This window comes from Phytobacter sp., assembly GCF_059074235.1.
The window spans coordinates 1305590-1328650 of the sequence record NZ_JCACPZ010000008.1; the positions used below are offsets into that span (position 1 = coordinate 1305590).

General features: G+C 50.7%; 29 protein-coding genes. 15 read left to right on the forward strand and 14 right to left on the reverse strand.

Annotation, left to right across the window (positions count from 1 at the left end; all coding sequences use genetic code 11):
* Nucleotides 1-74 precede the first annotated feature (74 nt).
* Nucleotides 75-2006: an ATP-dependent zinc metalloprotease FtsH gene (gene ftsH / locus AC5JPW_RS24085; RefSeq protein ID WP_458045614.1), complete on the reverse strand. Its 1932-nt coding sequence runs from the start codon at nt 2004-2006 to the stop codon at nt 75-77.
* Nucleotides 2007-2061: 55 nt separating this feature from the next.
* Nucleotides 2062-2691 carry a 23S rRNA (uridine(2552)-2'-O)-methyltransferase RlmE gene (rlmE, locus tag AC5JPW_RS24090; protein WP_494243722.1) on the reverse strand — a complete coding sequence of 210 codons (630 nt, stop codon included), beginning with the start codon at nt 2689-2691 and terminating at the stop codon, nt 2062-2064.
* 121 nt (nt 2692-2812) lie between these two features.
* Here rlmE and yhbY point away from each other — a divergent pair, with 121 nt between their 5' ends.
* Complete coding sequence (gene yhbY / locus AC5JPW_RS24095; protein WP_437431727.1) at nt 2813-3106, forward strand: ribosome assembly RNA-binding protein YhbY; 294 nt, start codon at nt 2813-2815, stop codon at nt 3104-3106.
* A 152-nt stretch (nt 3107-3258) separates the two neighbouring features.
* On the opposite strand, the gene greA is transcribed toward yhbY, so the two are convergent.
* The gene (greA, locus tag AC5JPW_RS24100) at nt 3259-3735 is read right to left on the reverse strand and encodes a transcription elongation factor GreA (protein WP_437431726.1); all 477 of its coding nucleotides are present in this window, start codon (nt 3733-3735) and stop codon (nt 3259-3261) included.
* A 247-nt stretch (nt 3736-3982) separates the two neighbouring features.
* Here greA and dacB point away from each other — a divergent pair, with 247 nt between their 5' ends.
* Entirely contained in the window at nt 3983-5416 is a 1434-nt protein-coding gene (gene dacB, locus AC5JPW_RS24105; RefSeq protein WP_494243724.1) for a serine-type D-Ala-D-Ala carboxypeptidase, read from the forward strand.
* Between the two features lie 86 nt (nt 5417-5502).
* On the opposite strand, the gene cgtA is transcribed toward dacB, so the two are convergent.
* The 4 genes from cgtA to rplU all read right to left on the reverse strand — a co-directional run bounded on the left by cgtA (nt 5503) and on the right by rplU (nt 8333).
* Nucleotides 5503-6669: an Obg family GTPase CgtA gene (gene cgtA / locus AC5JPW_RS24110; RefSeq protein ID WP_494243726.1), complete on the reverse strand. Its 1167-nt coding sequence runs from the start codon at nt 6667-6669 to the stop codon at nt 5503-5505.
* Between the two features lie 15 nt (nt 6670-6684).
* On the reverse strand, nt 6685-7650 hold the full coding sequence (locus tag AC5JPW_RS24115; protein ID WP_494243728.1) for a DMT family transporter: 966 nt from the start codon (nt 7648-7650) through the stop codon (nt 6685-6687).
* A 95-nt stretch (nt 7651-7745) separates the two neighbouring features.
* Complete coding sequence (gene rpmA / locus AC5JPW_RS24120) at nt 7746-8003, reverse strand: 50S ribosomal protein L27 (protein ID WP_064541895.1); 258 nt, start codon at nt 8001-8003, stop codon at nt 7746-7748.
* Nucleotides 8004-8021: 18 nt separating this feature from the next.
* Nucleotides 8022-8333, reverse strand: a complete 312-nt coding sequence (gene rplU, locus AC5JPW_RS24125) for a 50S ribosomal protein L21 (protein WP_437431722.1) — start codon at nt 8331-8333, stop codon at nt 8022-8024.
* 259 nt (nt 8334-8592) lie between these two features.
* Between rplU and ispB the strand changes: the two genes are divergently transcribed.
* Together ispB and sfsB are read left to right on the forward strand one after the other, a co-directional pair.
* On the forward strand, nt 8593-9564 hold the full coding sequence (gene ispB / locus AC5JPW_RS24130) for an octaprenyl diphosphate synthase (RefSeq protein WP_494243730.1): 972 nt from the start codon (nt 8593-8595) through the stop codon (nt 9562-9564).
* A 213-nt stretch (nt 9565-9777) separates the two neighbouring features.
* Nucleotides 9778-10050, forward strand: coding sequence for a DNA-binding transcriptional regulator SfsB (gene sfsB, locus AC5JPW_RS24135; protein ID WP_494243732.1), 273 nt, complete (start codon nt 9778-9780; stop codon nt 10048-10050).
* Between the two features lie 55 nt (nt 10051-10105).
* Here the strand turns inward: sfsB and murA are convergent, their stop codons facing one another.
* From murA to mlaF, 7 genes are all read right to left on the reverse strand, one after another.
* Nucleotides 10106-11365, reverse strand: coding sequence for a UDP-N-acetylglucosamine 1-carboxyvinyltransferase (gene murA, locus AC5JPW_RS24140; RefSeq protein WP_494243734.1), 1260 nt, complete (start codon nt 11363-11365; stop codon nt 10106-10108).
* A 52-nt stretch (nt 11366-11417) separates the two neighbouring features.
* Nucleotides 11418-11672: a BolA family iron metabolism protein IbaG gene (gene ibaG / locus AC5JPW_RS24145; protein ID WP_458045604.1), complete on the reverse strand. Its 255-nt coding sequence runs from the start codon at nt 11670-11672 to the stop codon at nt 11418-11420.
* Between the two features lie 126 nt (nt 11673-11798).
* Nucleotides 11799-12092 (reverse strand): lipid asymmetry maintenance protein MlaB, encoded by a 294-nt coding sequence (gene mlaB / locus AC5JPW_RS24150; RefSeq protein ID WP_494243736.1) that lies wholly within the window; start codon nt 12090-12092, stop codon nt 11799-11801.
* The gene (gene mlaC, locus AC5JPW_RS24155; RefSeq protein ID WP_494243738.1) at nt 12092-12727 is read right to left on the reverse strand and encodes a phospholipid-binding protein MlaC; all 636 of its coding nucleotides are present in this window, start codon (nt 12725-12727) and stop codon (nt 12092-12094) included. Before mlaC ends, mlaB begins: the two co-directional genes overlap by 1 nt.
* Nucleotides 12728-12743: 16 nt before the next feature.
* Nucleotides 12744-13295 carry an outer membrane lipid asymmetry maintenance protein MlaD gene (gene mlaD / locus AC5JPW_RS24160; protein WP_494243740.1) on the reverse strand — a complete coding sequence of 184 codons (552 nt, stop codon included), beginning with the start codon at nt 13293-13295 and terminating at the stop codon, nt 12744-12746.
* A gap of 4 nt (nt 13296-13299) precedes the next feature.
* Nucleotides 13300-14082 (reverse strand): lipid asymmetry maintenance ABC transporter permease subunit MlaE, encoded by a 783-nt coding sequence (mlaE, locus tag AC5JPW_RS24165; RefSeq protein WP_494243742.1) that lies wholly within the window; start codon nt 14080-14082, stop codon nt 13300-13302.
* A 7-nt stretch (nt 14083-14089) separates the two neighbouring features.
* Entirely contained in the window at nt 14090-14902 is an 813-nt protein-coding gene (gene mlaF, locus AC5JPW_RS24170; RefSeq protein WP_494243743.1) for a phospholipid ABC transporter ATP-binding protein MlaF, read from the reverse strand.
* Between the two features lie 231 nt (nt 14903-15133).
* Here mlaF and AC5JPW_RS24175 point away from each other — a divergent pair, with 231 nt between their 5' ends.
* The 11 genes from AC5JPW_RS24175 to npr all read left to right on the forward strand — a co-directional run bounded on the left by AC5JPW_RS24175 (nt 15134) and on the right by npr (nt 23058).
* Complete coding sequence (locus AC5JPW_RS24175; RefSeq protein ID WP_494243744.1) at nt 15134-16111, forward strand: calcium/sodium antiporter; 978 nt, start codon at nt 15134-15136, stop codon at nt 16109-16111.
* A 13-nt stretch (nt 16112-16124) separates the two neighbouring features.
* Nucleotides 16125-17111 (forward strand): arabinose-5-phosphate isomerase KdsD, encoded by a 987-nt coding sequence (kdsD, locus tag AC5JPW_RS24180; protein ID WP_494243746.1) that lies wholly within the window; start codon nt 16125-16127, stop codon nt 17109-17111.
* A 14-nt stretch (nt 17112-17125) separates the two neighbouring features.
* Nucleotides 17126-17692, forward strand: coding sequence for a 3-deoxy-manno-octulosonate-8-phosphatase KdsC (gene kdsC / locus AC5JPW_RS24185; protein ID WP_494243748.1), 567 nt, complete (start codon nt 17126-17128; stop codon nt 17690-17692).
* Nucleotides 17689-18264, forward strand: a complete 576-nt coding sequence (lptC, locus tag AC5JPW_RS24190) for an LPS export ABC transporter periplasmic protein LptC (RefSeq protein WP_494243750.1) — start codon at nt 17689-17691, stop codon at nt 18262-18264. The genes kdsC and lptC overlap by 4 nt, the downstream gene beginning before the upstream one ends.
* Nucleotides 18233-18793, forward strand: a complete 561-nt coding sequence (gene lptA, locus AC5JPW_RS24195) for a lipopolysaccharide ABC transporter substrate-binding protein LptA (protein ID WP_494243752.1) — start codon at nt 18233-18235, stop codon at nt 18791-18793. The genes lptC and lptA overlap by 32 nt, the downstream gene beginning before the upstream one ends.
* A gap of 6 nt (nt 18794-18799) precedes the next feature.
* Nucleotides 18800-19525: an LPS export ABC transporter ATP-binding protein gene (gene lptB, locus AC5JPW_RS24200; RefSeq protein WP_494243754.1), complete on the forward strand. Its 726-nt coding sequence runs from the start codon at nt 18800-18802 to the stop codon at nt 19523-19525.
* Between the two features lie 48 nt (nt 19526-19573).
* Nucleotides 19574-21007, forward strand: coding sequence for an RNA polymerase factor sigma-54 (gene rpoN / locus AC5JPW_RS24205; protein WP_494243755.1), 1434 nt, complete (start codon nt 19574-19576; stop codon nt 21005-21007).
* A gap of 22 nt (nt 21008-21029) precedes the next feature.
* Entirely contained in the window at nt 21030-21317 is a 288-nt protein-coding gene (gene hpf, locus AC5JPW_RS24210) for a ribosome hibernation promoting factor (protein ID WP_437887861.1), read from the forward strand.
* A gap of 80 nt (nt 21318-21397) precedes the next feature.
* Nucleotides 21398-21889 carry a PTS IIA-like nitrogen regulatory protein PtsN gene (gene ptsN / locus AC5JPW_RS24215; protein WP_437887860.1) on the forward strand — a complete coding sequence of 164 codons (492 nt, stop codon included), beginning with the start codon at nt 21398-21400 and terminating at the stop codon, nt 21887-21889.
* 45 nt (nt 21890-21934) lie between these two features.
* The gene (gene rapZ / locus AC5JPW_RS24220; protein ID WP_494243758.1) at nt 21935-22789 is read left to right on the forward strand and encodes an RNase adapter RapZ; all 855 of its coding nucleotides are present in this window, start codon (nt 21935-21937) and stop codon (nt 22787-22789) included.
* Nucleotides 22786-23058 (forward strand): PTS phosphocarrier protein NPr, encoded by a 273-nt coding sequence (gene npr, locus AC5JPW_RS24225; protein ID WP_458045590.1) that lies wholly within the window; start codon nt 22786-22788, stop codon nt 23056-23058. Before rapZ ends, npr begins: the two co-directional genes overlap by 4 nt.
* The last annotated feature ends 3 nt before the right edge of the window (nt 23059-23061 follow it).

Below are 23061 nucleotides of genomic sequence, written 5' to 3' on the forward strand. Positions count from 1 at the left end.
AGCCAAAAAAGAAAAACCCCGGAGCATAAGCCCCGGGGTTTCGTCAGAATAATCGATCATCAACTGCGGGTAACTTATTTATCACCCAGCTGTTCTGACATGGTATTGCCTGGATTCGGCGTACGCGGTTCATCAACCGGACGTGGCGCGCGAGGAGTACCATTGCTGTCAGAATTGCTTGTGCCTGGATCTTCCCAGCCAGCCGGCGGGCGAACATCACGACGCGCCATCAGATCGTCAATTTGCGGTGCATCAATGGTTTCATACTTCATCAGCGCATCTTTCATCGCATGAAGAATGTCCATATTTTCGCCCAGAATCGTGCGAGCGCGCTCGTAATTACGTTCGATAAGCGCTTTCACTTCCTGGTCGATAATGCGTGCCGTCTCGTCTGACATGTGTTTCGCTTTCGCGACGCTGCGGCCCAGGAATACTTCGCCCTCTTCTTCCGCATACAGCAGCGGACCGAGTTTGTCGGAATAGCCCCATTGGGTCACCATGTTACGCGCCAGATTGGTCGCAACTTTAATATCGTTAGACGCGCCGGTAGAGACCTGATCCACACCGTAAATAATCTCTTCTGCCAGACGACCGCCATAAAGGGTGGAAATCTGACTTTCAAGTTTCTGACGGCTCGCGCTGATCGCATCACCTTCCGGCAAGAAGAACGTCACACCCAGCGCACGACCGCGCGGAATAATCGTAACTTTATGCACCGGATCGTGTGACGGCACCAGGCGACCAATAATCGCATGGCCTGCTTCATGATAAGCAGTGGATTCTTTCTGCGCTTCCGTCATCACCATGGAGCGACGTTCCGCACCCATCATGATTTTGTCTTTCGCTTTCTCGAATTCAACCATCGAAACAACACGTTTGTTACCACGAGCAGCAAACAGTGCAGCTTCGTTGACCAGGTTAGCCAGGTCAGCACCGGAGAAGCCCGGCGTACCACGCGCAATGATCGCAGCATCAATGTCCGGAGACAGCGGTACACGGCGCATATGCACTTTCAGAATCTGTTCACGACCACGAACGTCCGGCAGACCAACCACGACCTGACGGTCGAAACGGCCTGGACGCAGCAGCGCAGGGTCAAGAACGTCTGGACGGTTAGTCGCAGCGATAACGATAATACCTTCGTTACCTTCGAAACCATCCATCTCAACCAGCATCTGGTTCAATGTCTGCTCACGTTCATCATGACCGCCACCCAGGCCTGCGCCACGCTGGCGGCCTACGGCGTCGATTTCATCGATGAAGATGATGCACGGTGCTGCTTTTTTCGCTTGCTCAAACATGTCGCGCACACGAGATGCGCCCACGCCGACGAACATTTCGACAAAGTCAGAACCTGAAATAGTAAAGAACGGTACTTTTGCTTCACCCGCAATGGCTTTCGCCAACAGCGTTTTACCTGTACCAGGAGGGCCGACCATCAGAACGCCTTTAGGGATTTTCCCCCCTAGCTTCTGGAAGCGGCTTGGCTCACGCAGGTATTCAACCAGTTCACCCACTTCTTCTTTCGCTTCGTCACAACCGGCAACGTCAGCGAAAGTGGTTTTAATCTGATCTTCGGTGAGCATACGCGCCTTACTCTTGCCGAACGACATGGCACCTTTGCCACCTCCGCCCTGCATTTGGCGCATAAAGAATATCCAGACCCCAATCAGCAACAGCATCGGGAACCAGGAAATGAAGATTGAAGCCAGCAGGCTAGGTTCTTCCGGCGGCTCGCCCACCACTTTGACGTTTTTAGTCAAAAGGTTATCAAGCAGTTTCGGATCGTTCACCGGGATGTAAGTCGTGTAACGGTTACTATCTTTCTTGGTAACGTTGATCTCACGTCCGTTGATACGCGCTTCGCGAACCTGGTCCTGATTGACCTCTTGCAGGAAGGTAGAGTAATCCACCTTACGGCCATTAGACTCGCTGGGCCCAAAGCTCTGGAATACTGACATCAGCACAACGGCAATGACCAGCCAGAGTATTAGGTTTTTCGCCATGTCACTCAAGGGATTAACCTCATATTACAACTGTGTTAAAAACAGCGTCAGGTTACTATAGTTTTCGCCCGGTCGCTACAATGTACACTTCGCGTGAACGGGCACGGGAAGAGTCCGGCTTACGAACTTTCACTTTCGTAAACAGAGAGCGAATTTCTCTAAGATACTCATCAAAACCTTCGCCCTGAAACACTTTCACTAAAAAACTACCGCCTGGCGCCAGCACATCCCTACACATTCCCAGTGCCAGTTCAACCAGGTACATCGACCGGGGAATATCGACTGCCGGTGTACCACTCATGTTTGGTGCCATATCGGACATGACAACTTGAACTTTATTGTCGCCAACACGATCCAGTAACGCTTTCAGGACTAATTCATCACGAAAATCGCCCTGGAGGAAGTCCACACCGACGATTGGATCCATAGGTAGAAGATCGCAAGCGATGATACGTCCGTTCCCACCGATTTGCGTCACAGCGTATTGAGACCAACCGCCAGGTGCCGCACCGAGATCGACAACCGTCATTCCCGGCTTAAAAAGTTTGTCACTTTGCTGTATTTCATCAAGTTTAAACCAGGCACGGGAACGTAACCCCTTTTTCTGTGCCTCTTGAACATATTTATCGCTAAAGTGTTCCTGAAGCCAGCGACTCGAGCTGGCAGAACGCTTTTTACCTGTCATTTAACATTCCGTCCGGGTTCATCATATACAGCAACGTAAAATTCCACGCAGCGATTTGGTGATATTAGGGAGATGGCGGTAGAATGACCCGTTTTCAATCCCAACGTAAGCAAAATATACGATGAATCTTAGTACTAAACAAAAACAGCACCTGAAAGGTCTGGCACATCCGCTCAAGCCAGTCGTTATGCTTGGCAATAATGGTTTGACCGAAGGGGTGCTGGCCGAGATCGAACAAGCGTTAGAGCACCATGAACTTATCAAGGTCAAAATCGCTACTGAAGACCGCGAGAATAAAACCTTGATCGTGGAAGCCATCGTGCGCGAAACCGGCGCCTGTAATGTACAGGTCATCGGTAAAACGCTGGTGCTTTATCGTCCTGCTAAAGAGCGCAAAATCTCGCTACCGCGCTAAGGATATCCTTAATTGAACACAAAATCTGTGTAAAACGAGGGGTTTTCGCCAGTAGACGAGCAAAATGCCATGCTCATTGAGTTGTTAAAAGGCCGCAATGCGGCCTTTTTCTTTTCTTTACAATACGTCAACAATTAGAATTTGCGAAGAGATCAAAGATATTCCACTTTGATAATTTCAAACTCAACGTCTCCCCCAGGGGTGCGAATGTTGACGACATCGTCTTGTTCTTTGCCAACCAGACCACGGGCAATAGGAGAATTTACCGAAATCAGGTTCTGCTTAAAATCGGCTTCGTCATCGCCCACGATGCGATACGTTTGCTCTTCATCGTTATCAAGATTGAGCACCGTCACCGTAGAGCCAAAGATCACGCGACCATTGTTCGGGATTTTCGAGATATCGATGACCTGCGCATTGGACAATTTCGCTTCGATGTCTTTAATGCGACCTTCACAAAAACCTTGCTGCTCACGCGCGGCGTGATACTCAGCATTTTCTTTAAGATCGCCATGCTCGCGCGCTTCCGCAATGGCGGCAATGATCACCGGACGACGCACTGATTTCAGATGGTCCAGCTCTTCGCGAAGTTTTTCGGCACCACGTAAAGTCATCGGAATTGCTTGCATTTATATACCTCTTAAACATTCCTGTAGGGAGCGATCGTTCCACCCCGATTGCTATGTTTGACCGGATCAGGCACACAGCCACCGGCCAGAAGCAAAAGAAAACTGCCCGGAGGCAAAGCTCCAGGTCAGCGACAATTTTTCAATTTGATACGTATTTTAACCGGAAGTTCACTATGGGTCATCGTTTACTTTCCGGGTCGATGCACCGTAGTATGACGGCTTGTTTCCAGGTTGTTAGCGCGAGATTATGCGATTTTCCAGATTTTTCATCGGATTGACCACCAGTATAGCCCTGAATGCTCAGGCCGCGAATGTCGACGAATACATTAATCAGCTTCCTGATGGTGCCAACCTTGCGTTAATGGTGCAAAAGGTAGGGGCACAGGAACCGGAGATTGATTATCACGGTAAACAGATGGCCCTACCTGCAAGTACACAAAAAGTCATCACTGCACTTGCAGCCTTACTCCAATTGGGCCCAGATTTTCGTTTTACTACCACCCTGGAAACCAAAGGTAACGTTAATAGCGGTGTGCTTAAAGGTGACCTTATTGCCAGATTTGGCGGCGATCCGACGTTAAAACGCCAGAATATTCGCAATATGGTAGCTCAACTAAAAAAATCGGGGATACAGCAAATCGATGGCAATGTGCTTATCGACACCTCGGTTTTCGCCAGCCATGACAAAGCACCTGGCTGGCCGTGGAATGATATGACACAGTGCTTCAGCGCCCCGCCTGCTGCTGCTATTGTGGACCGAAACTGTTTTTCCATTTCTTTATACAGTGCGCAAAAAGCCGGTGAACTGGCATATATCCGCGTCGCGTCTTACTACCCTGTGAATATGTTTAGTCAGGTCCGGACACTCGCGCGCGGCTCTTCAGAAGCACAATACTGCGAACTGGATGTTGTTCCGGGTGATCTAAACCGTTTCACTCTCACCGGTTGCCTACCGCAGCGTACCGAACCACTTCCTCTGGCGTTTGCCATTCAGGACGGAGCCAGCTATGCAGGGGCAATCCTCAAAGCAGAGCTTCAGGACGCAGGCATCACCTATTCAGGAACGCTGTTGCGCCAGACGCAGGTCAACGAACCCGGAACAGTGATTGCCACAACGCAATCCGCCCCGTTGCATGATTTGCTCAGAATAATGTTGAAAAAATCAGACAACATGATTGCTGATACGGTGTTCAGGATGATTGGTCATGCACGTTTTGGTGTGCCAGGCACCTGGCGGGCGGGTTCTGATGCCGTCAGGCAGATTTTGCGTCAGCAGGCCGGCGTGGATATCGGTAACACCATTATTGCAGATGGTTCCGGATTATCACGCCACAACCTGATTGCCCCGTCCACCATGATGCAGGTGTTGCAATACATCGCCCAGCATGACAATGAACTCAATTACATCTCCATGCTGCCGCTGGCAGGACATGATGGTTCGTTGCAATACCGCGCAGGGCTCCACGAAGCGGGCGTTGACGGCAAGGTCTCTGCCAAGACAGGTTCATTGCAGGGGGTGTACAATCTGGCGGGCTTTATTACGACGTCGAGCGGCCAGCGCATGGCCTTCGTGCAATATCTCTCTGGTTATGCGGTAGAACCAGCAGATCAGCGTAATCGCCGTATCCCTCTGGTCCGTTTCGAAAGCCGTCTCTATAAAGATATCTACCAGAATAACTAATGAAAAAGCCGGAGAGCTGTTCAGATAGCTCACCCGGCTTTCATTTTGAGTACGGTGCCACTTAACGCGACACCGTCATAACGATATTAACGCTTGTAGATAAATTCGACGCCTTCTTCGTCATCTTCATCCCAGTCATCGTCGTCCAAATCGTCTTCTTCAGCTTCTTCGAGCTGCTGGCGATGATAATCATCCCACATGAATTCGACTTTCTCAGGCTGCTTCGCATCCTGGGCCTTCACAACAGGATTTTCGATGATGAAGGTCATCACATCCCAGCAGAGATCTTTCACACCTTGTTGGCTGGCAGCAGAAATTAAATAGTATTCCCCTTCCCACCCAAGAGCATCAGCAATCTCTTTTGCTTTAGCTTCAGCGGTCTCTTTGTCCATCAGGTCAATTTTGTTGAAAACTAACCAGCGTGGTTTAGCCGCCAATTGTTCGCTGTATTTTTCCAGCTCACCCACGATGACCCGAGCATTTTCAACCGGATCAGAACCGTCGATCGGATCAATATCGATCAGGTGCAACAGAACACGGCAGCGCTCAAGGTGTTTCAGGAAGCGAATCCCAAGCCCCGCACCTTCCGCAGCACCTTCGATCAAACCGGGAATATCGGCAACAACAAAGCTCTTTTCGTTGTCCATACGCACCACACCAAGGCTTGGCACCAGTGTCGTAAATGGATAGTCAGCCACCTTCGGCTTAGCAGCAGAAACAGCGCGGATGAACGTCGACTTACCGGCATTGGGCATGCCCAACATACCCACATCTGCCAGTAGCATCAGTTCAAGTTCCAGCTCGCGCTTGTCGCCCGGCGTTCCCATCGTTTTTTGACGTGGAGTACGGTTAACGGATGATTTGAAACGGGTATTGCCCAAACCATGCCAGCCACCTTTCGCGACCATCAGACGCTGACCGTGATGGGTCATATCACCCATGGTTTCACCGGTACCCTGATCAATGACGCGTGTTCCCATCGGAACTTTAACGGTCACGTCCTTGCCGCGTTTGCCCGTACAGTCACGGCTCTGGCCGTTCTGCCCACGCTCTGCACGGAAAGACTTCTCAAAACGGTAGTCAATCAGGGTGTTCAGGTTCTCATCGGCTTCGAGCCAAACATCACCACCGTCACCACCGTCACCGCCGTCAGGACCGCCATGTGGAATGTATTTCTCACGACGGAAGCTAACACAACCGTTGCCACCATCACCTGCCACGACCAGGATTGTCGCTTCATCAACAAACTTCATTTTACTCTCCGTTACTCATTCGCCTGAGCGGGGCAAAGTGACGATCACTTCACGCTTACGCCATCGTCCCCAGAGACGATGACCAATGGCGGAAAACATCGCTCCCGCAACCACGACAAACGCACCGAGATAACCGATAAGGTTTAACATCGGTCTGGCGAAAAAATCGGGCCAGGCCATTGATAATAAATCTGAAAATAGCAGTGTAAACAGGGGAGTCAACGTGATTAACGCACTCACCTGGGCTGCTTGCCAGCGCGCCATCGCTTCTGCGAGCGCACCGTAACCTACCAGCGTGTTAAGGCCACAAAACACCAGACATGCCACCTGCCAACTACTGAGCTGGAAAACGACTTCCGGCTTTGCCAGTGGCAACAATGCCATTGTACATAAAGTGTACAGCAAAAAGAGAATTTGCTGTGAAGCCAGACGCCGCAATAATACTTTCTGCGCAACGCCATAACTCACCCAAACTGTTGCGGCACCCACACCAAAAATGACGCCCCATGTGTAATCGGTCAGTCTGGTAAAAATTTCTATCAAGCTGGTATTAAAAAACAGCAATAATCCGCACAGAAGCATCGCGGCACCTACAACCTGCGTTCCGCGCATCTTCTCTTTCAAAATAACGACGCTTGCTACCATCATTCCGACCGGAGAAAGCTGGCCAATGACCTGCGAAGCTGTAGGACTGAGATATTGCAGGGAGGAACTAAAAAGGATGAAGTTCCCAAACAAACCACCGGTTGCGATTGCCAGTAAGAGCAACCATCGGGGTTTGCGAAAAATACGCAATGGAGGAAGCTTACGCTTGCAGGCTAAAATAGTGCCAAGCCCTATACCCGCCATCAAAAAGCGATAAAACACCACCGTAGGGGGTTCCATCACTTCCAGCACCTGCTTCATCGCAATTGGCAATGCCCCCCAGCACATCGCTGTTGTCAGTGCCAGAAGAATACCAATGCCTGCCTGCTGTTTCATGCCCGTATTCCCTGTCAGAATTTCACCGGACTTTTAATGTAAAAAGCCCCGCAACACGTTGCGGGGCTTTAATCCGTTACCGGACCACGAAAAACTTACTCAGCAACAATGCTGATGTATTTGCGGTTGTTCGGGCCTTTAACTTCGAATTTCACTTTACCGTCTGCTTTAGCAAACAAAGTGTGGTCCTTGCCGCAACCAACGTTAGAACCAGCGTGGAATTTAGTACCACGTTGACGAACGATGATGCTACCAGCCAGAACTGTTTCGCCACCAAAGCGTTTTACGCCCAGGCGTTTAGCTTCTGAGTCACGACCGTTACGAGTCGAGCCACCAGCCTTTTTATGTGCCATTTAATCTGCTCCCCTGTCTTAAGCGCTGATGCCAGTGATTTTCACATCAGTGAACCACTGACGATGGCCTTGCTGCTTACGATAGTGTTTACGACGACGAAACTTAACAATTTTAACTTTCTCGCCACGACCGTGAGCAACGATTTCAGCTTTGATTACGCCGCCATCAACGAAAGGAACGCCGATTTTGACTTCTTCACCGTTTGCGATCATCAGAACTTCAGCGAACTCGATAGTTTCGCCAGTTGCGATGTCCAGCTTTTCCAGGCGAACGGTCTGACCTTCGCTTACTCGGTGTTGTTTACCACCACTTTGGAAAACCGCGTACATAAAAAACTCCGCTTCTGCGCACACCTTATGAATGATTAAGAGCGCGCTATAAATATTCACAATAGGGCGCGAATATTACGCAAAACGCGAGCCTTTGACAAGTGCTAGCATCACTCCATGAAGAAAAAAAACACAACGTGTACGGCAACGTTTATCTGGCGCGTTTTTCCAGTACAATTGGCATTACTATTCTAACCCGTAACCCTTCGTTATCCCATTTTGATATGTGGTAAACAGGACTGAAAGCCCGGCTTTTGCGATGAATTTAGAAAAAATCAATGAGTTAACCGCGCAAGATATGGCGGGTGTTAATGCGACAATCCTGCAGCAGCTCAACTCGGATGTTCAGTTAATCAACCAGTTGGGTTACTACATCGTCAGCGGAGGCGGCAAACGCATCCGTCCAATGATTGCTGTACTGGCTGCGCGAGCTGTGGGCTATGAAGGCAATGCGCATGTCACCATCGCTGCATTAATCGAATTTATCCACACGGCAACACTCTTGCACGACGATGTTGTGGATGAATCAGACATGCGGCGTGGGAAAGCCACGGCCAATGCGGCATTTGGCAATGCTGCCAGCGTCCTGGTCGGTGACTTTATCTATACGCGCGCGTTCCAGATGATGACCAGCCTCGGTTCCCTGAGAGTGCTGGAAGTCATGTCTGAGGCGGTCAACGTCATCGCTGAAGGTGAAGTTCTGCAGTTGATGAACGTCAACGACCCAAACATCACTGAAGAAAACTACATGCGCGTCATCTACAGCAAAACGGCGCGCTTGTTTGAAGCTGCAGCGCAGTGTTCCGGCATGCTGGCGAATTGCAGTCCTGCTCAAGAAAAAGCGCTGCAGGATTATGGTCGCTATCTGGGCACGGCATTTCAGTTGATCGATGATTTGCTGGATTACAGCGCCGATGGTGAAACGCTCGGTAAAAATACGGGCGATGACCTGAACGAAGGTAAGCCAACACTGCCGCTTCTTCATGCCATGCACAACGGTTCTGCGGAACAGGCGAGCATGATTCGTGAAGCCATTGAGAATGGAAATGGGCGTCATTTGTTAGAACCTGTTCTGGAAGCCATGGCTGAATGTGGTTCACTGGAGTGGACGCGTCAGCGTGCAGAAGAAGAGGCTGATAAGGCGATCAGTGCCCTGCAAGTTATCCCTGATTCCCCGTGGCGGGAAGCCCTCATCGGACTCGCACACATCGCTGTACAACGCGATCATTAATCGCAGTTACCTTCCTGCCAGTTCAGGCAGGAAGGTTTCAGTAAGTTCCTGATATCTCTTCTCCCCTTCATAACCCATCTGTTCCCAGAGCCCTGGTGAAATCCTAAATTCAAAAAACTTACATGAACTTTTTAGAGCAATAACTCTTATATGCGTATATTAAGCATGTTGATTTACCGTCTGTATTAACAGGTTTTTTATCAGGGAGGAGCGATGGAAAATAAATTTATCGACTGGCACACTGCGGACATTATTGCCGGGTTGCACAAGAAAGGGACATCACTGGCGGCAGAGTCGCGCAAGAATGGACTATCTTCGTCAACGCTGGCGAATGCATTAAGCCGTTCCTGGCCGAAAGGAGAGCTGATTATTGCCCAGGCACTGGATACTGATCCCTGGGTTATTTGGCCTTCGCGTTATCATGATCCAGTCACGCATGAATTCATCAATCGAACCAGCATGATGCGGCAAAAAAGAATGAAATAAGAGGCAAAAAAAAGCCCCTGGCCTGACGGGCAGGGGCTATAGAACGTGCGGGAGGTTATTCGCCTTTTACGCGTTCAATGTTTGCGCCAAGGGCACGCAACTTGTCTTCGATACGTTCATAGCCACGGTCGATGTGGTAGATGCGATCAACAATCGTGGTCCCTTCTGCAATACAACCAGCCAGCACCAGGCTCGCGGATGCACGCAAATCCGTCGCCATTACCTGTGCGCCGGAAAGTTTTTCGACACCGTAGCAAATCGCCGTATTGCTTTCGATTTCTGCATGCGCACCCATACGAATCAGTTCGGGGATGTGCATAAAGCGATTTTCGAAAATTGTTTCGGTGATAACGCCCGTCCCTTCAGCAACCAGATTCAGCAGCGTGAATTGCGCCTGCATGTCAGTCGGGAATGCCGGATGTGGCGCAGTACGAACGCTGACAGCCTTAGGACGCTTACCGTGCATGTCGAGGCTTACCCAGTCGTCACCCACTTCGATATCCGCACCAGCTTCGCGCAGCTTAGCCAGAACGGCATCGAGGGTGTCAGGCTGCGCGTTACGGCACACAATCTTGCCGCCCGAAATAGCCGCAGCTACCAGGAAGGTACCGGTCTCAATACGGTCCGGCAGCACGCTGTAAGTACCGCCACCGAGGCGCTCAACGCCCTGGATGGTGATACGATCGGTGCCCTGGCCAGTAATTTTTGCCCCTAACGCATTCAGGAAGTTGGCGGTATCGACAATTTCCGGCTCACGTGCAGCGTTTTCAATGATGGTCGTTCCTTCCGCGAGCGTAGCCGCAGACAGAATGGTCACGGTCGCACCGACGCTGACTTTATCCATCACGATGTGCGCGCCTTTCAGACGTCCAGCAACGCTCGCCTTAACGTAACCCTCTTCCAGTTTGATCTCAGCGCCAAGCTGTTCCAGACCGGAAATATGCAGGTCTACCGGACGTGCGCCGATAGCACAGCCGCCAGGCAGCGAAACCTGCCCCTGACCAAAACGCGCCACCAGTGGCCCTAGCGCCCAGATAGAAGCACGCATGGTTTTGACCAGGTCATAAGGGGCACAGAAAACGTCAACCTTGCTCGCATCGATCCAGACGGATCCATTACGTTCCACTTTGGTACCCAGCTGGCTGAGCAACTTCATGGTGGTGTCGATGTCTTTCAGTTTCGGAACGTTGCGGATTTCTACCGGCTCTTCTGCCAACAGTGCGGCAAAGAGGATAGGCAGCGCGGCGTTTTTTGCGCCTGAAATTGTGACTTCGCCCTGGAGCCGGGTCGGCCCCTGTACACGAAACTTATCCATTCATCTGTTCTCTGTTAAGAATTCACACGCGCTGCGGGCCTAAGCCCGTAGCTCAAAAACCGTTTAGCTTGCGATCGCGCGCCCATTCCTGTGGCGTAAACGCTTTGATCGACAGAGCGTGGATGCGGTTATCCGCAATGTATTCCGATAAGGGGCCATAAACCGCTTGTTGTTTCTTGACGCGGCTCATCCCGTCGAATACCTCACCCACAGCAATAACCTGAAAGTGACTGCCATCGCCAGAGACGTGGGCTTCCTGGAGAGAGAGTGCATTCATCAGCACTGTCTGAATTTCATGATTTTCCATGGGCGTTAATTTCATCTGATAGTGAAAACAGCCCCACATCTTAGAGGAAAGTGAGGCGGTCTTAAATAAGCAAAAAGCCTCGCCGACAAATCAAACGAGGCTTGAGAGAGTAACGTACTGAAAAAATTAGCGAGGCAATACGTCAACAGGCAAATTATACAACTCTGCAAGCGTTTTCAGGTTTTCACTAATACCTTCAAGAGAAACCAGATTACCCTGCTTTTTCCCTTGGTCGATAAGGTGAATCAGCAGTGCAACCCCGGCCGTATCGATACGGGAAACGCCTTGCAAATCGATACAGGTGATGCCTTTCATCGCCTCAACACGCGCATCCCACAGCGGATTTAGCACGTCCTGATCGAGTTCACCTTGCAATACCAGCCGCTCGCCTTGACGCGTCCAGCTAAGCTGTACGACCATTATTTTTTCTCATCCAGCGAGATTTTCTGGTGGGAAATAGACTGCAACTGAGCCGTCAGGCCATCAATGCCTTTCGTACGCAGCAAGTCGCTCCATTCATTCTGTTTGGTGGTGATCATGCTCACCCCTTCAGCAATCATGTCATAAGCCTGCCAGTTACCTGACTGTGTATTCTTACGCCACTGGAAATCGAGGCGTACGGGCGGGCGTCCATTTGGATCGGTAATGGTCACACGGATCGGAATGATCGTGGCGTCGCCCAGCGGTTGCTCGGGAGCAATCTGATAGCCCTGCCCGTGGTACATCGCCAGCGCCTGGCCATAAGCCTGTTTCAGGTATTCACGGAAAGCCGCGAAATAGGCATCACGCTGCGCCGGGGTCGCGTCTTTGTAGTAACGACCCAGTACCAAAGCACCGGCGTATTTCACCTGCACATAGGGCAGCAACTCTTGATCGACCACATCACGTAAGTAATCCGGATTGGCGCGAATTTTTGGCTGTTCGTTTTTAAGGCGGTCAAAAGTCTTTTGCGCCGCTTCCTGCATTGCTTTATAGGGGTTAGTCTGCTCAGCCGCGCTGGCAAAACTCAACGGTGCAATCACCAGCATAGCAACCATTAATAGACGTTTAAACATGCGTCAATTCTCCTCGTTAATTCGTCGAACCAGCAGACGGTGCGCTGGGAGTATCTTCTTGCCTTTGCGGCTGCGCATCGCCAGAATTCTTATTGTCACTGCCTTTACTGCTGTAAAGGAATTGTCCGATAAGGTCTTCGAGAACCATAGCAGACTTGGTATCCTGGACGGTGCTACCTTCCTTAAGCATAGAAGTTCCCAGCTCAGGATCTTCAAAGCCAACATTCAGCGCCAGATATTGCTCACCCAATAGACCCGAAGTACGGATCGCTAATGAGCTGGTGTCAGGGATCTGGTTGTAACGTTCTTCGATATCCAGTGCAACGCGCGGCAGATAGGTCTTGGGATCAAGCTCAATATCCGCCACTCGCCCTACCACGACACCACCGATACGAACCGGCGAACGGGCTTTGAGGCCACCGATGTTATCGAAGGTTGCGTAAATACGGTAAGTAGGTTCTGTGCGCATCGACGCAACATCTGCCGCTTTCAGGCAAATGAAGAGTGCAGCCAGCAACGCCACTAATACAAAAATACCTACCCAAATTTCACTTTTTTTCGTTTGCATGAACTCAATTCCCAAACATCAATGCAGTGAGCACAAAATCAAGGCCAAGAACAGCCAATGAAGAGTGCACAACGGTACGTGTTGTCGCCCGGCTAATCCCGGCAGAAGTCGGGATCGCGTCGTAGCCATTGAACAGCGCAATCCAGGTTACAGTAACAGCGAACACAACACTTTTTATCAGACAGTTGATCAGGTCCAGACGCCAGTCGACGGCATCCTGCATCGCCGACCAGAAGAAGCCTGAGTCGATTCCTTTCCAGTTCACACCCACCAGCGAACCACCCCAAATCCCAACGGCGACAAAGATAATCGTCAGCAGCGGCAGCGAAATCACACCGGCCCAAAAGCGTGGAGCAATGACACGACGCAGTGGATCCACCGCCATCATCTCAAGGCTAGAAAGCTGCTCGGTGGCCCGCATCAAACCAATTTCAGCGGTCAACGCTGACCCAGCTCGGCCCGCATACAAGAGCGCGGCAACAACCGGCCCAAGTTCACGCAGAAGCGACAGCGCTACCAGCATACCCAGGCTGGTTTCCGCACTGTAAGTCGTGAGCACAAGATAGCCCTGCAGGCCCAGGACCATGCCAATAAACACGCCGGAAACAAGGATAATGAGCATCGACAGCACGCCCACATGGTAGAGCTGGCGTACCAGCAACGGCGCATGCTTACGGAATTCAGGCTTACCGACGATGGCGTTAAAGAGCATTAAACCCGCGCGGCCAAATGTCGAGATGGTTTTGATGCCACGGTGGCCCAAAGACGCCAGTGCTTGTAGCAGCATGAGTAACTTAACTCCCTGTCTCTAGTAAATCGGATTGATACTGACCGGCGGGATAACGAAATGGAACCGGGCCATCAGCAATACCATCCAGGAACTGACGCACACGAGGATCATTGTTCTCTTGCAGCCCCTGCGCGCTACCGTGCGCAACGATTTTTTTGTCCGCGACGATGTAGGCATAATCGGCAATGCTCAGGACTTCCGGAACATCGTGGGAAACCACAATACAGGTCACACCTAAAACGCTATTTAAATCAGAAATCAGTTTAACCAACACGCCCATGGTGATCGGATCCTGCCCCACAAAAGGTTCGTCGAACATGATCAAATCCGGCTCAAGCGCGATAGCGCGTGCCAAAGCGGCACGACGTGCCATACCGCCGGACAGCTCTGAAGGCATTAAATTGGCCGCGCCACGCAAACCTACGGCTTCAAGCTTCATCATCACCGTACTTTTGAGCAAAGGCTCCGGCAGACTGGTATGTTCACGCAATGGATAAGCCACGTTTTCGAACACATTCAAATCCGTAAAGAGCGCACCAGACTGAAACAACATGCTCATACGTTTACGTACGGTGAACAGACGTGAACGGCTCATCTCAGGGATATTTTCGCCGTCGAATAAAATCTCACCTTTGTCAGGGGGAATCTGCCCACCAATGAGGCGCAATAATGTTGTTTTGCCAATCCCTGACGGCCCCATAATCGCAGTAATCTTTCCACGTGGAACCGTCAACGAAATGTTGTCAAAGATGGGACGGTTACTCCGTGAAAAACTCACGCCATTAATCTCGACAAGATTTGCGATTGTCTGGCTCATTCTTTCTTCCTTATAGGCCCTGGCGGGTCCGGGCATGATGGCCGATAACATCAGGAACCCAACATTTTTACAGAATATTACCTGCTCGGGTTAGCGAAAGCTGGCATTTGTTTTACTTTTGAGCCGCATAAAGTCAAAATTAAGGCTTCTTTACGCCGCTCGACATTCCCGGTATTCCCCGGCAATCGCAGCCTGCAGACCGGCAGATTATACCTCAAGAAAGGACGTTAGATGCTTTTAGCGACGGCGCTATTAATAATTGGTTTACTTCTGGTGGTTTATAGCGCCGATCGTCTGGTGTTTGCAGCATCTATTCTGTGTCGAAATCTTGGTATTCCACCGCTGCTCATTGGCATGACAGTCGTTAGCATTGGTACCTCACTGCCTGAAATTATCGTCTCTGTCGCCGCCTCAATGCATGGGCAACTTGATTTGGCAATTGGAACGGCCATCGGTTCCAACATCACCAACATTCTTTTGATCCTGGGACTTGCCGCTTTCCTTCACCCTTTTACCGTTCATTCCGATATCCTGCGTCGCGAATTACCCCTAATGTTGGTGGCGAGCCTGCTGGCGGGCCTGGTGCTATACGACGGTCAGCTAACCTGGATTGACGGCATTTGCCTGCTATTGCTCGCCGTACTGTGGCTGATATTCATTGTTAAAATCGCGCGTCTGGCCGAACGCCAGGGCAACGACAGCCTCACGCGTGAACAACTTGCCGAACTGCCTCGAGGAGGAAGCCTGTCAGTCGCTTTCTTGTGGCTGGGCGTAGCGTTAATTATTATGCCGATGGCCACACGAATGGTGGTGGATAACGCTACCGTGATGGCGAACTACTTCGCGATGAGTGAATTAACTATCGGCCTGACGGTCATTGCTATTGGCACAGGCTTACCTGAACTAGCTACAGCGATTGCCGGGACACGTAAAGGCGAAGACGATATCGCGATCGGTAATATCATCGGATCAAATATTTTCAACATCACTCTGGTTCTGGGGCTACCCGCGTTGATTGCACCGGGTTCCTTTAACCCACTTGCCTTCTCTCGCGACTATGGCGTGATGTTACTGGTAAGCGTCATCTTTGCTTTTACCTGCTGGCGACGTAAGCAGCAGTCAGGCAGAGGACTGGGCGCGCTATTGTTAGGTGGCTTCTTCATATGGCTGGCGTTGCTGTACTGGATGACGCCACGTTTGATGGGATAAATGGAAAAACATTATGTCGCACATTGAACTGCAACCGGGTTTCAATTTTCAACAAGCAGGCCGGGACGTTCTTGATATTGAACGCGAAGGACTGGCGCATCTCGATCAATATATTAACGAGGACTTTGCGCAGGCCTGTGAGAAAATCTTCTACTGCAGCGGCAAAGTTATTGTTATGGGGATGGGCAAGTCTGGCCATATTGCTAAAAAAATGGCAGCCACCTTTGCCAGTACAGGAACTCCATCATTCTTCGTCCATCCCGGCGAAGCCGCACACGGCGACCTCGGCATGGTTGGTGCGCACGATGTGGTGATAGCGCTATCCAACTCCGGTGAATCCAACGAGATTCTGGCGTTGATCCCCGTTCTCAAGCGACTGAATGTTTTCCTGATTTGCATGACCAGCAAACCAGAAAGCAGCATGGGTCGTGCGGCCGATATTCATTTGTGCGTAAAAGTTCCCAGAGAGGCTTGCCCACTTGGCCTTGCGCCGACATCGAGCACAACAGCAGCCTTAGTGATGGGAGATGCGATTGCGGTTGCCTTGCTTAAAGCGCGCGGTTTTACTGCCGAAGATTTCGCACTTTCACATCCAGGAGGTGCCCTGGGACGCAAGCTTCTTCTGCGCGTAAACGATATTATGCACACGGGCAATGAGATCCCTCATGTCAGCAAGGATGCCACGTTGCGTGATGCTTTACTTGAAATTACACGTAAAAATTTGGGGCTGACGGTCATCTGTGATGATCTGATGAAAATTGAAGGTATTTTTACCGATGGCGATTTACGGCGCGTTTTCGACATGGGCGTCGATGTGCGCAATCTTGGTATCGCAGACGTTATGACCCCGGGTGGCATACGTGTTAGACCTGATATATTGGCTGTAGAAGCCCTGAATTTGATGCAATCCCGCCATATTACATCCGTCCTGGTTGCAGATGGCGACCAGTTGCTGGGTGTGGTACATATGCATGATTTGCTGCGCGCGGGCGTAGTATAAAAAAGGATGAGATAATGAGTAATGTTGGTGCGTCGCTTTCAACCTGCTATGGGTCGGTGAGCGCGCAAGTCATGGCAAAGGCAGAAAAGATCCGTCTATTAATACTTGATGTTGATGGCGTTTTGTCTGATGGCCTAATCTATATGGGTAATAATGGCGAAGAGCTGAAAGCGTTTAACGTTCGTGATGGATACGGTATTCGCTGCGCACTTACGTCAAACATTGAGGTCGCCATCATTACCGGGCGAAAAGCTAAACTGGTAGAAGACCGCTGTGACACTTTGGGAATTACGCACCTTTATCAGGGACAATCTGACAAGCTGCTGGCCTACCGTGAGCTTTTAACTAAGCTTGCCCTTAAGCCCGAACAAGTCGCCTATGTTGGTGACGATTTGATTGACTGGCCCGTGATGGCTGAGATTGGTTTGAGCGTGGCCGTTGCCGATGCGCACCCAGTGCTGATTCCCCGCGCGGACTATGTCACGCATATTGCCGGTGGGCGTGGGGCCGTTCGTGAAGTTTGCGATTTATTATTACTGGCGCAAGGTAAATTTGATGAGGCCAAAGGGCAATCGATATGAGTAAAACCAGACGTTGGGTCATCATTGTGCTGGCGCTGATCGTACTGGTACTGATTGGTGTAAACCTTGCAGACCGGGATCAAGCCGCCCCCGTAACCACGAATAGCAGCGACCCGACGTATAAAAGCGAGCACACAGATACGGTTGTCTATAGTCCTGAAGGTGCGCTGAACTACCGATTGATTGCTCAGCATGTGGAATATTTCTCCGCAGACGCGATCACATGGTTCACCCAACCCGTGCTGACGACGTTCGATAAAGATAAAATTCCGACATGGTCCATTAAGGCGGATAAAGCAAAGCTCACCAATGACAGAATGCTTTATCTTTACGGCCATGTTGAAGTCAATGCACTGACAGCAGACGCTCAACTACGAAAAATTACGACGGATAACGCCCAGATCAATCTGGTCACTCAGGATGTGACCTCTGACGATCAGGTAACGTTATACGGAACAACATTCAATTCCACCGGCCTGAAAATGCGCGGCAATTTACGCAGCAAAACCGCAGAGCTGATTGAAAAGGTTAGAAGCTCATATGAAATTCAAAACAAACAAACTCAGCCTTAATGTTGTCCTGGCCAGCGCACTTCTTGCTGCCAGCATCCCGGCATTTGCGGTAACTGGCGATACCGAGCAACCTATCCATATCGACTCTGATCAGCAGTCTTTGGATATGCAAGGCAATGTCGTTACCTTCACTGGTAATGTCGTTGTGACGCAAGGAACAATCAAAATCAATGCGGACAAAGTTGTCGTCACTCGCCCTGGTGGGCAACAGGGTAAAGAAGTCATTGACGGCTTTGGTAATCCAGCCACCTTCTACCAGTTGCAGGACAATGGTAAACCGGTGAAAGGACATGCCTCACAGATGCATTACGAACTGGAAAAAGATTTTGTGATCCTGACTGGCAATGCCTATCTGGAACAGCTTGATAGCAATATCAAAGGCGACAAAATCACCTATCTGGTTAAAGAGCAGAAAATGCAGGCGTTTAGTGAGAAAGGTAAACGTGTGACCACGGTTCTGGTACCGTCGCAACTGCAAGATAAGAGCAATACCCAGAACCCAGCCCCGGCGCAAAAAAAGAGTAACTAATTCGTTATGGCAACATTAACTGCAAAGAATCTCGCTAAGGCCTACAAAGGCCGTCGTGTCGTGGAAGACGTTAGCCTGACCGTCAATTCAGGTGAAATTGTTGGCCTGTTAGGCCCTAACGGCGCAGGGAAAACCACAACATTTTATATGGTTGTCGGTATTGTGCCGCGAGATGCAGGCAACATCATCATTGATGATGAAGATATCAGCCTGTTACCACTGCATGCTCGAGCACGCCGTGGCATTGGATACCTGCCTCAGGAAGCCTCCATTTTCCGTCGCCTTAGCGTCTTCGATAACCTAATGGCCGTTCTGCAAATTCGCGATGATCTGAGCGCTGAACAGCGAACAGACCGTGCGAATGAGCTGATGGAAGAGTTCCACATTGAACATCTTCGTGACAACCTGGGCCAGGCACTCTCCGGTGGTGAACGCCGCCGTGTAGAAATTGCCCGAGCATTAGCCGCTAACCCTAAATTTATCTTGCTTGATGAGCCGTTTGCAGGCGTCGATCCGATTTCCGTTATCGATATCAAACGTATCATTGAACATTTACGTGACAGCGGACTCGGTGTGTTGATTACCGACCATAACGTACGTGAAACGTTGGCGGTCTGTGAGCGCGCTTATATCGTGAGTCAGGGTCACTTAATTGCCCACGGTACTCCACAGCAAATCCTTGAAGACGAACACGTTAAGCGCGTATATCTTGGGGAAGACTTCAGACTCTGATAGGGTAGAGTTTATTGACGTGTTTAGTCGGAGAAGACTGCTCTGAATATGAAGCAAGGTTTGCAATTAAGGCTGAGCCAGCAGCTCGCCATGACGCCGCAGTTGCAGCAGGCTATTCGCCTGTTACAGCTGTCCACGTTGGAACTCCAGCAAGAACTCCAGCAAGCGCTGGAGAGTAACCCATTGCTGGAACAAACCGATCTTCATGAAGAAGTGGAAGCGCAGCAGTCCCAGGACAATGAGAACCTCGACACCGTAGACGCTCTTGAGCAAAAAGAGATGCCTGAGGAACTGCCGCTGGATGCCAGTTGGGATGAAATTTATACCGCAGGCACCCCCTCCGGCAGCAGCACCGATTATATCGACGACGAACTCCCTATTTATCAGGGCGAAACCACCCAGTCACTTCAGGATTACCTGATGTGGCAGGTTGAGTTAACGCCGTTCTCCGATACCGATCGGGCGATTGCCACCTCGATTGTGGATGCTGTAGACGATACCGGATACCTCACCGTCCCCCTGGAAGACATTCTGGAAAGCATGGGAGACGAAGAGATTGGGCTTGATGAAGTCGAAGCCGTGCTAAAGCGTATCCAGCGTTTCGATCCGGTAGGCGTTGCTGCAAAAGATCTGCGCGACTGCCTGCTGATCCAACTTTCTCAGTTCGCAAAAGAGACGCCCTGGCGTGAAGAGGCGCAGCTCATTATCAGCGATCATCTCGATCTACTTGCAAACCATGATTTCCGCACACTCATGCGCGTCACCCGTCTGAAAGAAGATGTGCTGAAAGAAGCGGTGAATCTGATCCAGTCGCTGGATCCTCGCCCGGGTCAATCGATCCAGACCGGCGAACCTGAGTATGTCATTCCTGATGTGCTGGTGCGCAAGCACAACGCCCGTTGGGTTGTTGAGCTGAATTCAGACAGTATCCCGCGTCTGCAAATTAACCAGCACTATGCTGCCATGTGCGGCGGAGCCCGTAACGATGCCGACAGCCAGTTTATTCGCAGTAATCTGCAGGACGCGAAGTGGCTGATTAAAAGCCTGGAAAGCCGTAACGACACGCTCTTACGCGTAAGCCGCTGTATTGTGGAGCAGCAGCAAGCCTTTTTCGAACAGGGAGAGGAGTTTATGAGACCGATGGTGCTGGCTGATATCGCCCAGGCCGTTGAGATGCATGAATCCACCATCTCTCGTGTCACCACTCAAAAATACCTTCACAGTCCGCGAGGCATTTTTGAGCTCAAGTATTTTTTCTCCAGCCACGTCAATACTGAAGGCGGTGGCGAAGCCTCGTCGACTGCTATACGTGCGCTGGTGAAAAAATTGATCGCCGCAGAAAACCCTGCGAAACCACTGAGTGACAGTAAACTGACGTCCATACTGTCCGATCAGGGGATTATGGTCGCGCGGCGAACCGTTGCAAAATATCGAGAGTCTTTATCCATTCCGCCGTCAAATCAGCGTAAACAGCTGGTCTGACCCAACCGATAAGGAAGACACTATGCAGCTTAACATCACAGGACAGAACGTCGAGATCACCGAGGCCCTGCGTGAATTTGTGAATGCCAAATTTGCGAAACTCGAACAATACTTCGAGAGGATTAATCAGGTCTATATTGTGTTGAAAGTGGAGAAAGTGACTCATACCTCGGATGCAACTTTGCATGTTAATGGTGGTGAAATTCACGCCAGTGCGGAAGGTCAGGATATGTATGCTGCTATCGACGGTTTAATTGATAAACTGGCGCGTCAACTGACGAAACATAAAGATAAACTGAAACAACACTAATTGTCCGGGCTGGCGTCTGGCGCGTACCACCCTACCGTAACCCGGTAGGGTGTTTGCACTGGCGACGCTTAGGTGAAATTATGATGAACAACGATTCCGCTCTACAATTGAGCAATGTCCTTAACCAGGAATGTACGCGTAGTGGTGTTCACTGCCAGAGCAAAAAACGTGCGCTGGAGATAATCAGTGAGCTCGCTGCAAAACAGCTAAGCCTGCCACCTCAGGTGGTTTTCGAGGCTATCCTTACGCGCGAGAAAATGGGCAGTACGGGCATTGGCAACGGGATAGCCATCCCGCACGGTAAACTCGAAGAAGATACCCTTCGGGCGGTCGGTGTGTTCGTGCAACTGGAAACACCGATTGCATTTGATGCTATTGATAACCAACCCGTCGATCTGCTGTTTGCTCTCCTGGTGCCAGCCGATCAAACCAAAACGCATTTGCATACCCTCTCGTTAGTGGCAAAACGTCTGGCGGATAAAACCATTTGTCGCCGCCTGCGCTCTGCACAAAGTGATGAAGAGCTGTACCAGATAATCACGCTGACAGAAGGCGAACAGGACGATGCGTAATGTATTAGTCGCCGTGTTATCCGGCGTTGCGAGGAGAAATGGCCCATGGTCCTGATGATCGTAAGTGGTCGTTCGGGTTCCGGTAAATCGGTCGCCCTGCGTGCACTGGAAGACATGGGATTTTACTGCGTTGATAACCTGCCGGTGGTACTGCTGCCTGAGCTGGCGAGAACGCTTGCCGACAGACAAACCTCTGCTGCCGTTAGTATTGACGTACGTAATATGCCAGAGTCGCCAGAAATCTTTGAGCAGGCCATGAACAACCTGCCGGATTATTTCTCGCCACAACTGCTGTTCCTGGACGCCGACCGCAACACCCTGATTCGTCGTTACAGCGACACGCGTCGCCTGCACCCGCTTTCCAGCAAAAACTTGTCTCTGGAAAGCGCCATCGATGAAGAGAGCAACCTGCTTGAACCGTTACGTTCTCGTGCCGACCTGATTGTCGACACGTCTGAAATGTCGGTGCATGAGCTGGCAGAAATGCTGCGTACCCGATTGCTCGGCAAACGCGAGCGCGAGTTGACCATGGTGTTCGAATCTTTCGGTTTCAAGCACGGTATTCCGATTGATGCCGATTACGTCTTTGACGTGCGCTTTTTGCCAAACCCGCACTGGGATCCCAAACTGCGCCCGATGACGGGTCTCGATAAGCCTGTTGCCGCCTTCCTCGACAGACACACCGAAGTTCACAACTTTATCTACCAGACGCGCAGCTATCTTGAGCTGTGGCTTCCTATGCTTGAAACCAACAACCGAAGCTATCTGACGGTCGCCATCGGTTGTACGGGCGGTAAGCACCGTTCCGTCTATGTTGCTGAACAACTTGCCGACTACTTCCGTTCACGCGGTAAAAACGTTCAGTCTCGTCATCGTACGCTGGAAAAACGCAAAACATGACCGTAAAACAAACTGTTGAAATCACCAATAAGCTGGGCATGCACGCGCGCCCGGCGATGAAGCTGTTTGAACTGGTTCAGGGGTTTGACGCAGAAGTTCTCTTACGTAATGACGAGGGTACAGAAGCCGAAGCCAGCAGTGTGATTGCCCTGCTGATGCTGGATTCAGCGAAAGGACGTCAAATTGAGGTTGAAGCGACGGGCCCTCAGGAAGAAGAAGCCCTGGCAGCCGTTATCGCGCTGTTTATTGCCGGGTTTGACGAAGAATAGCCC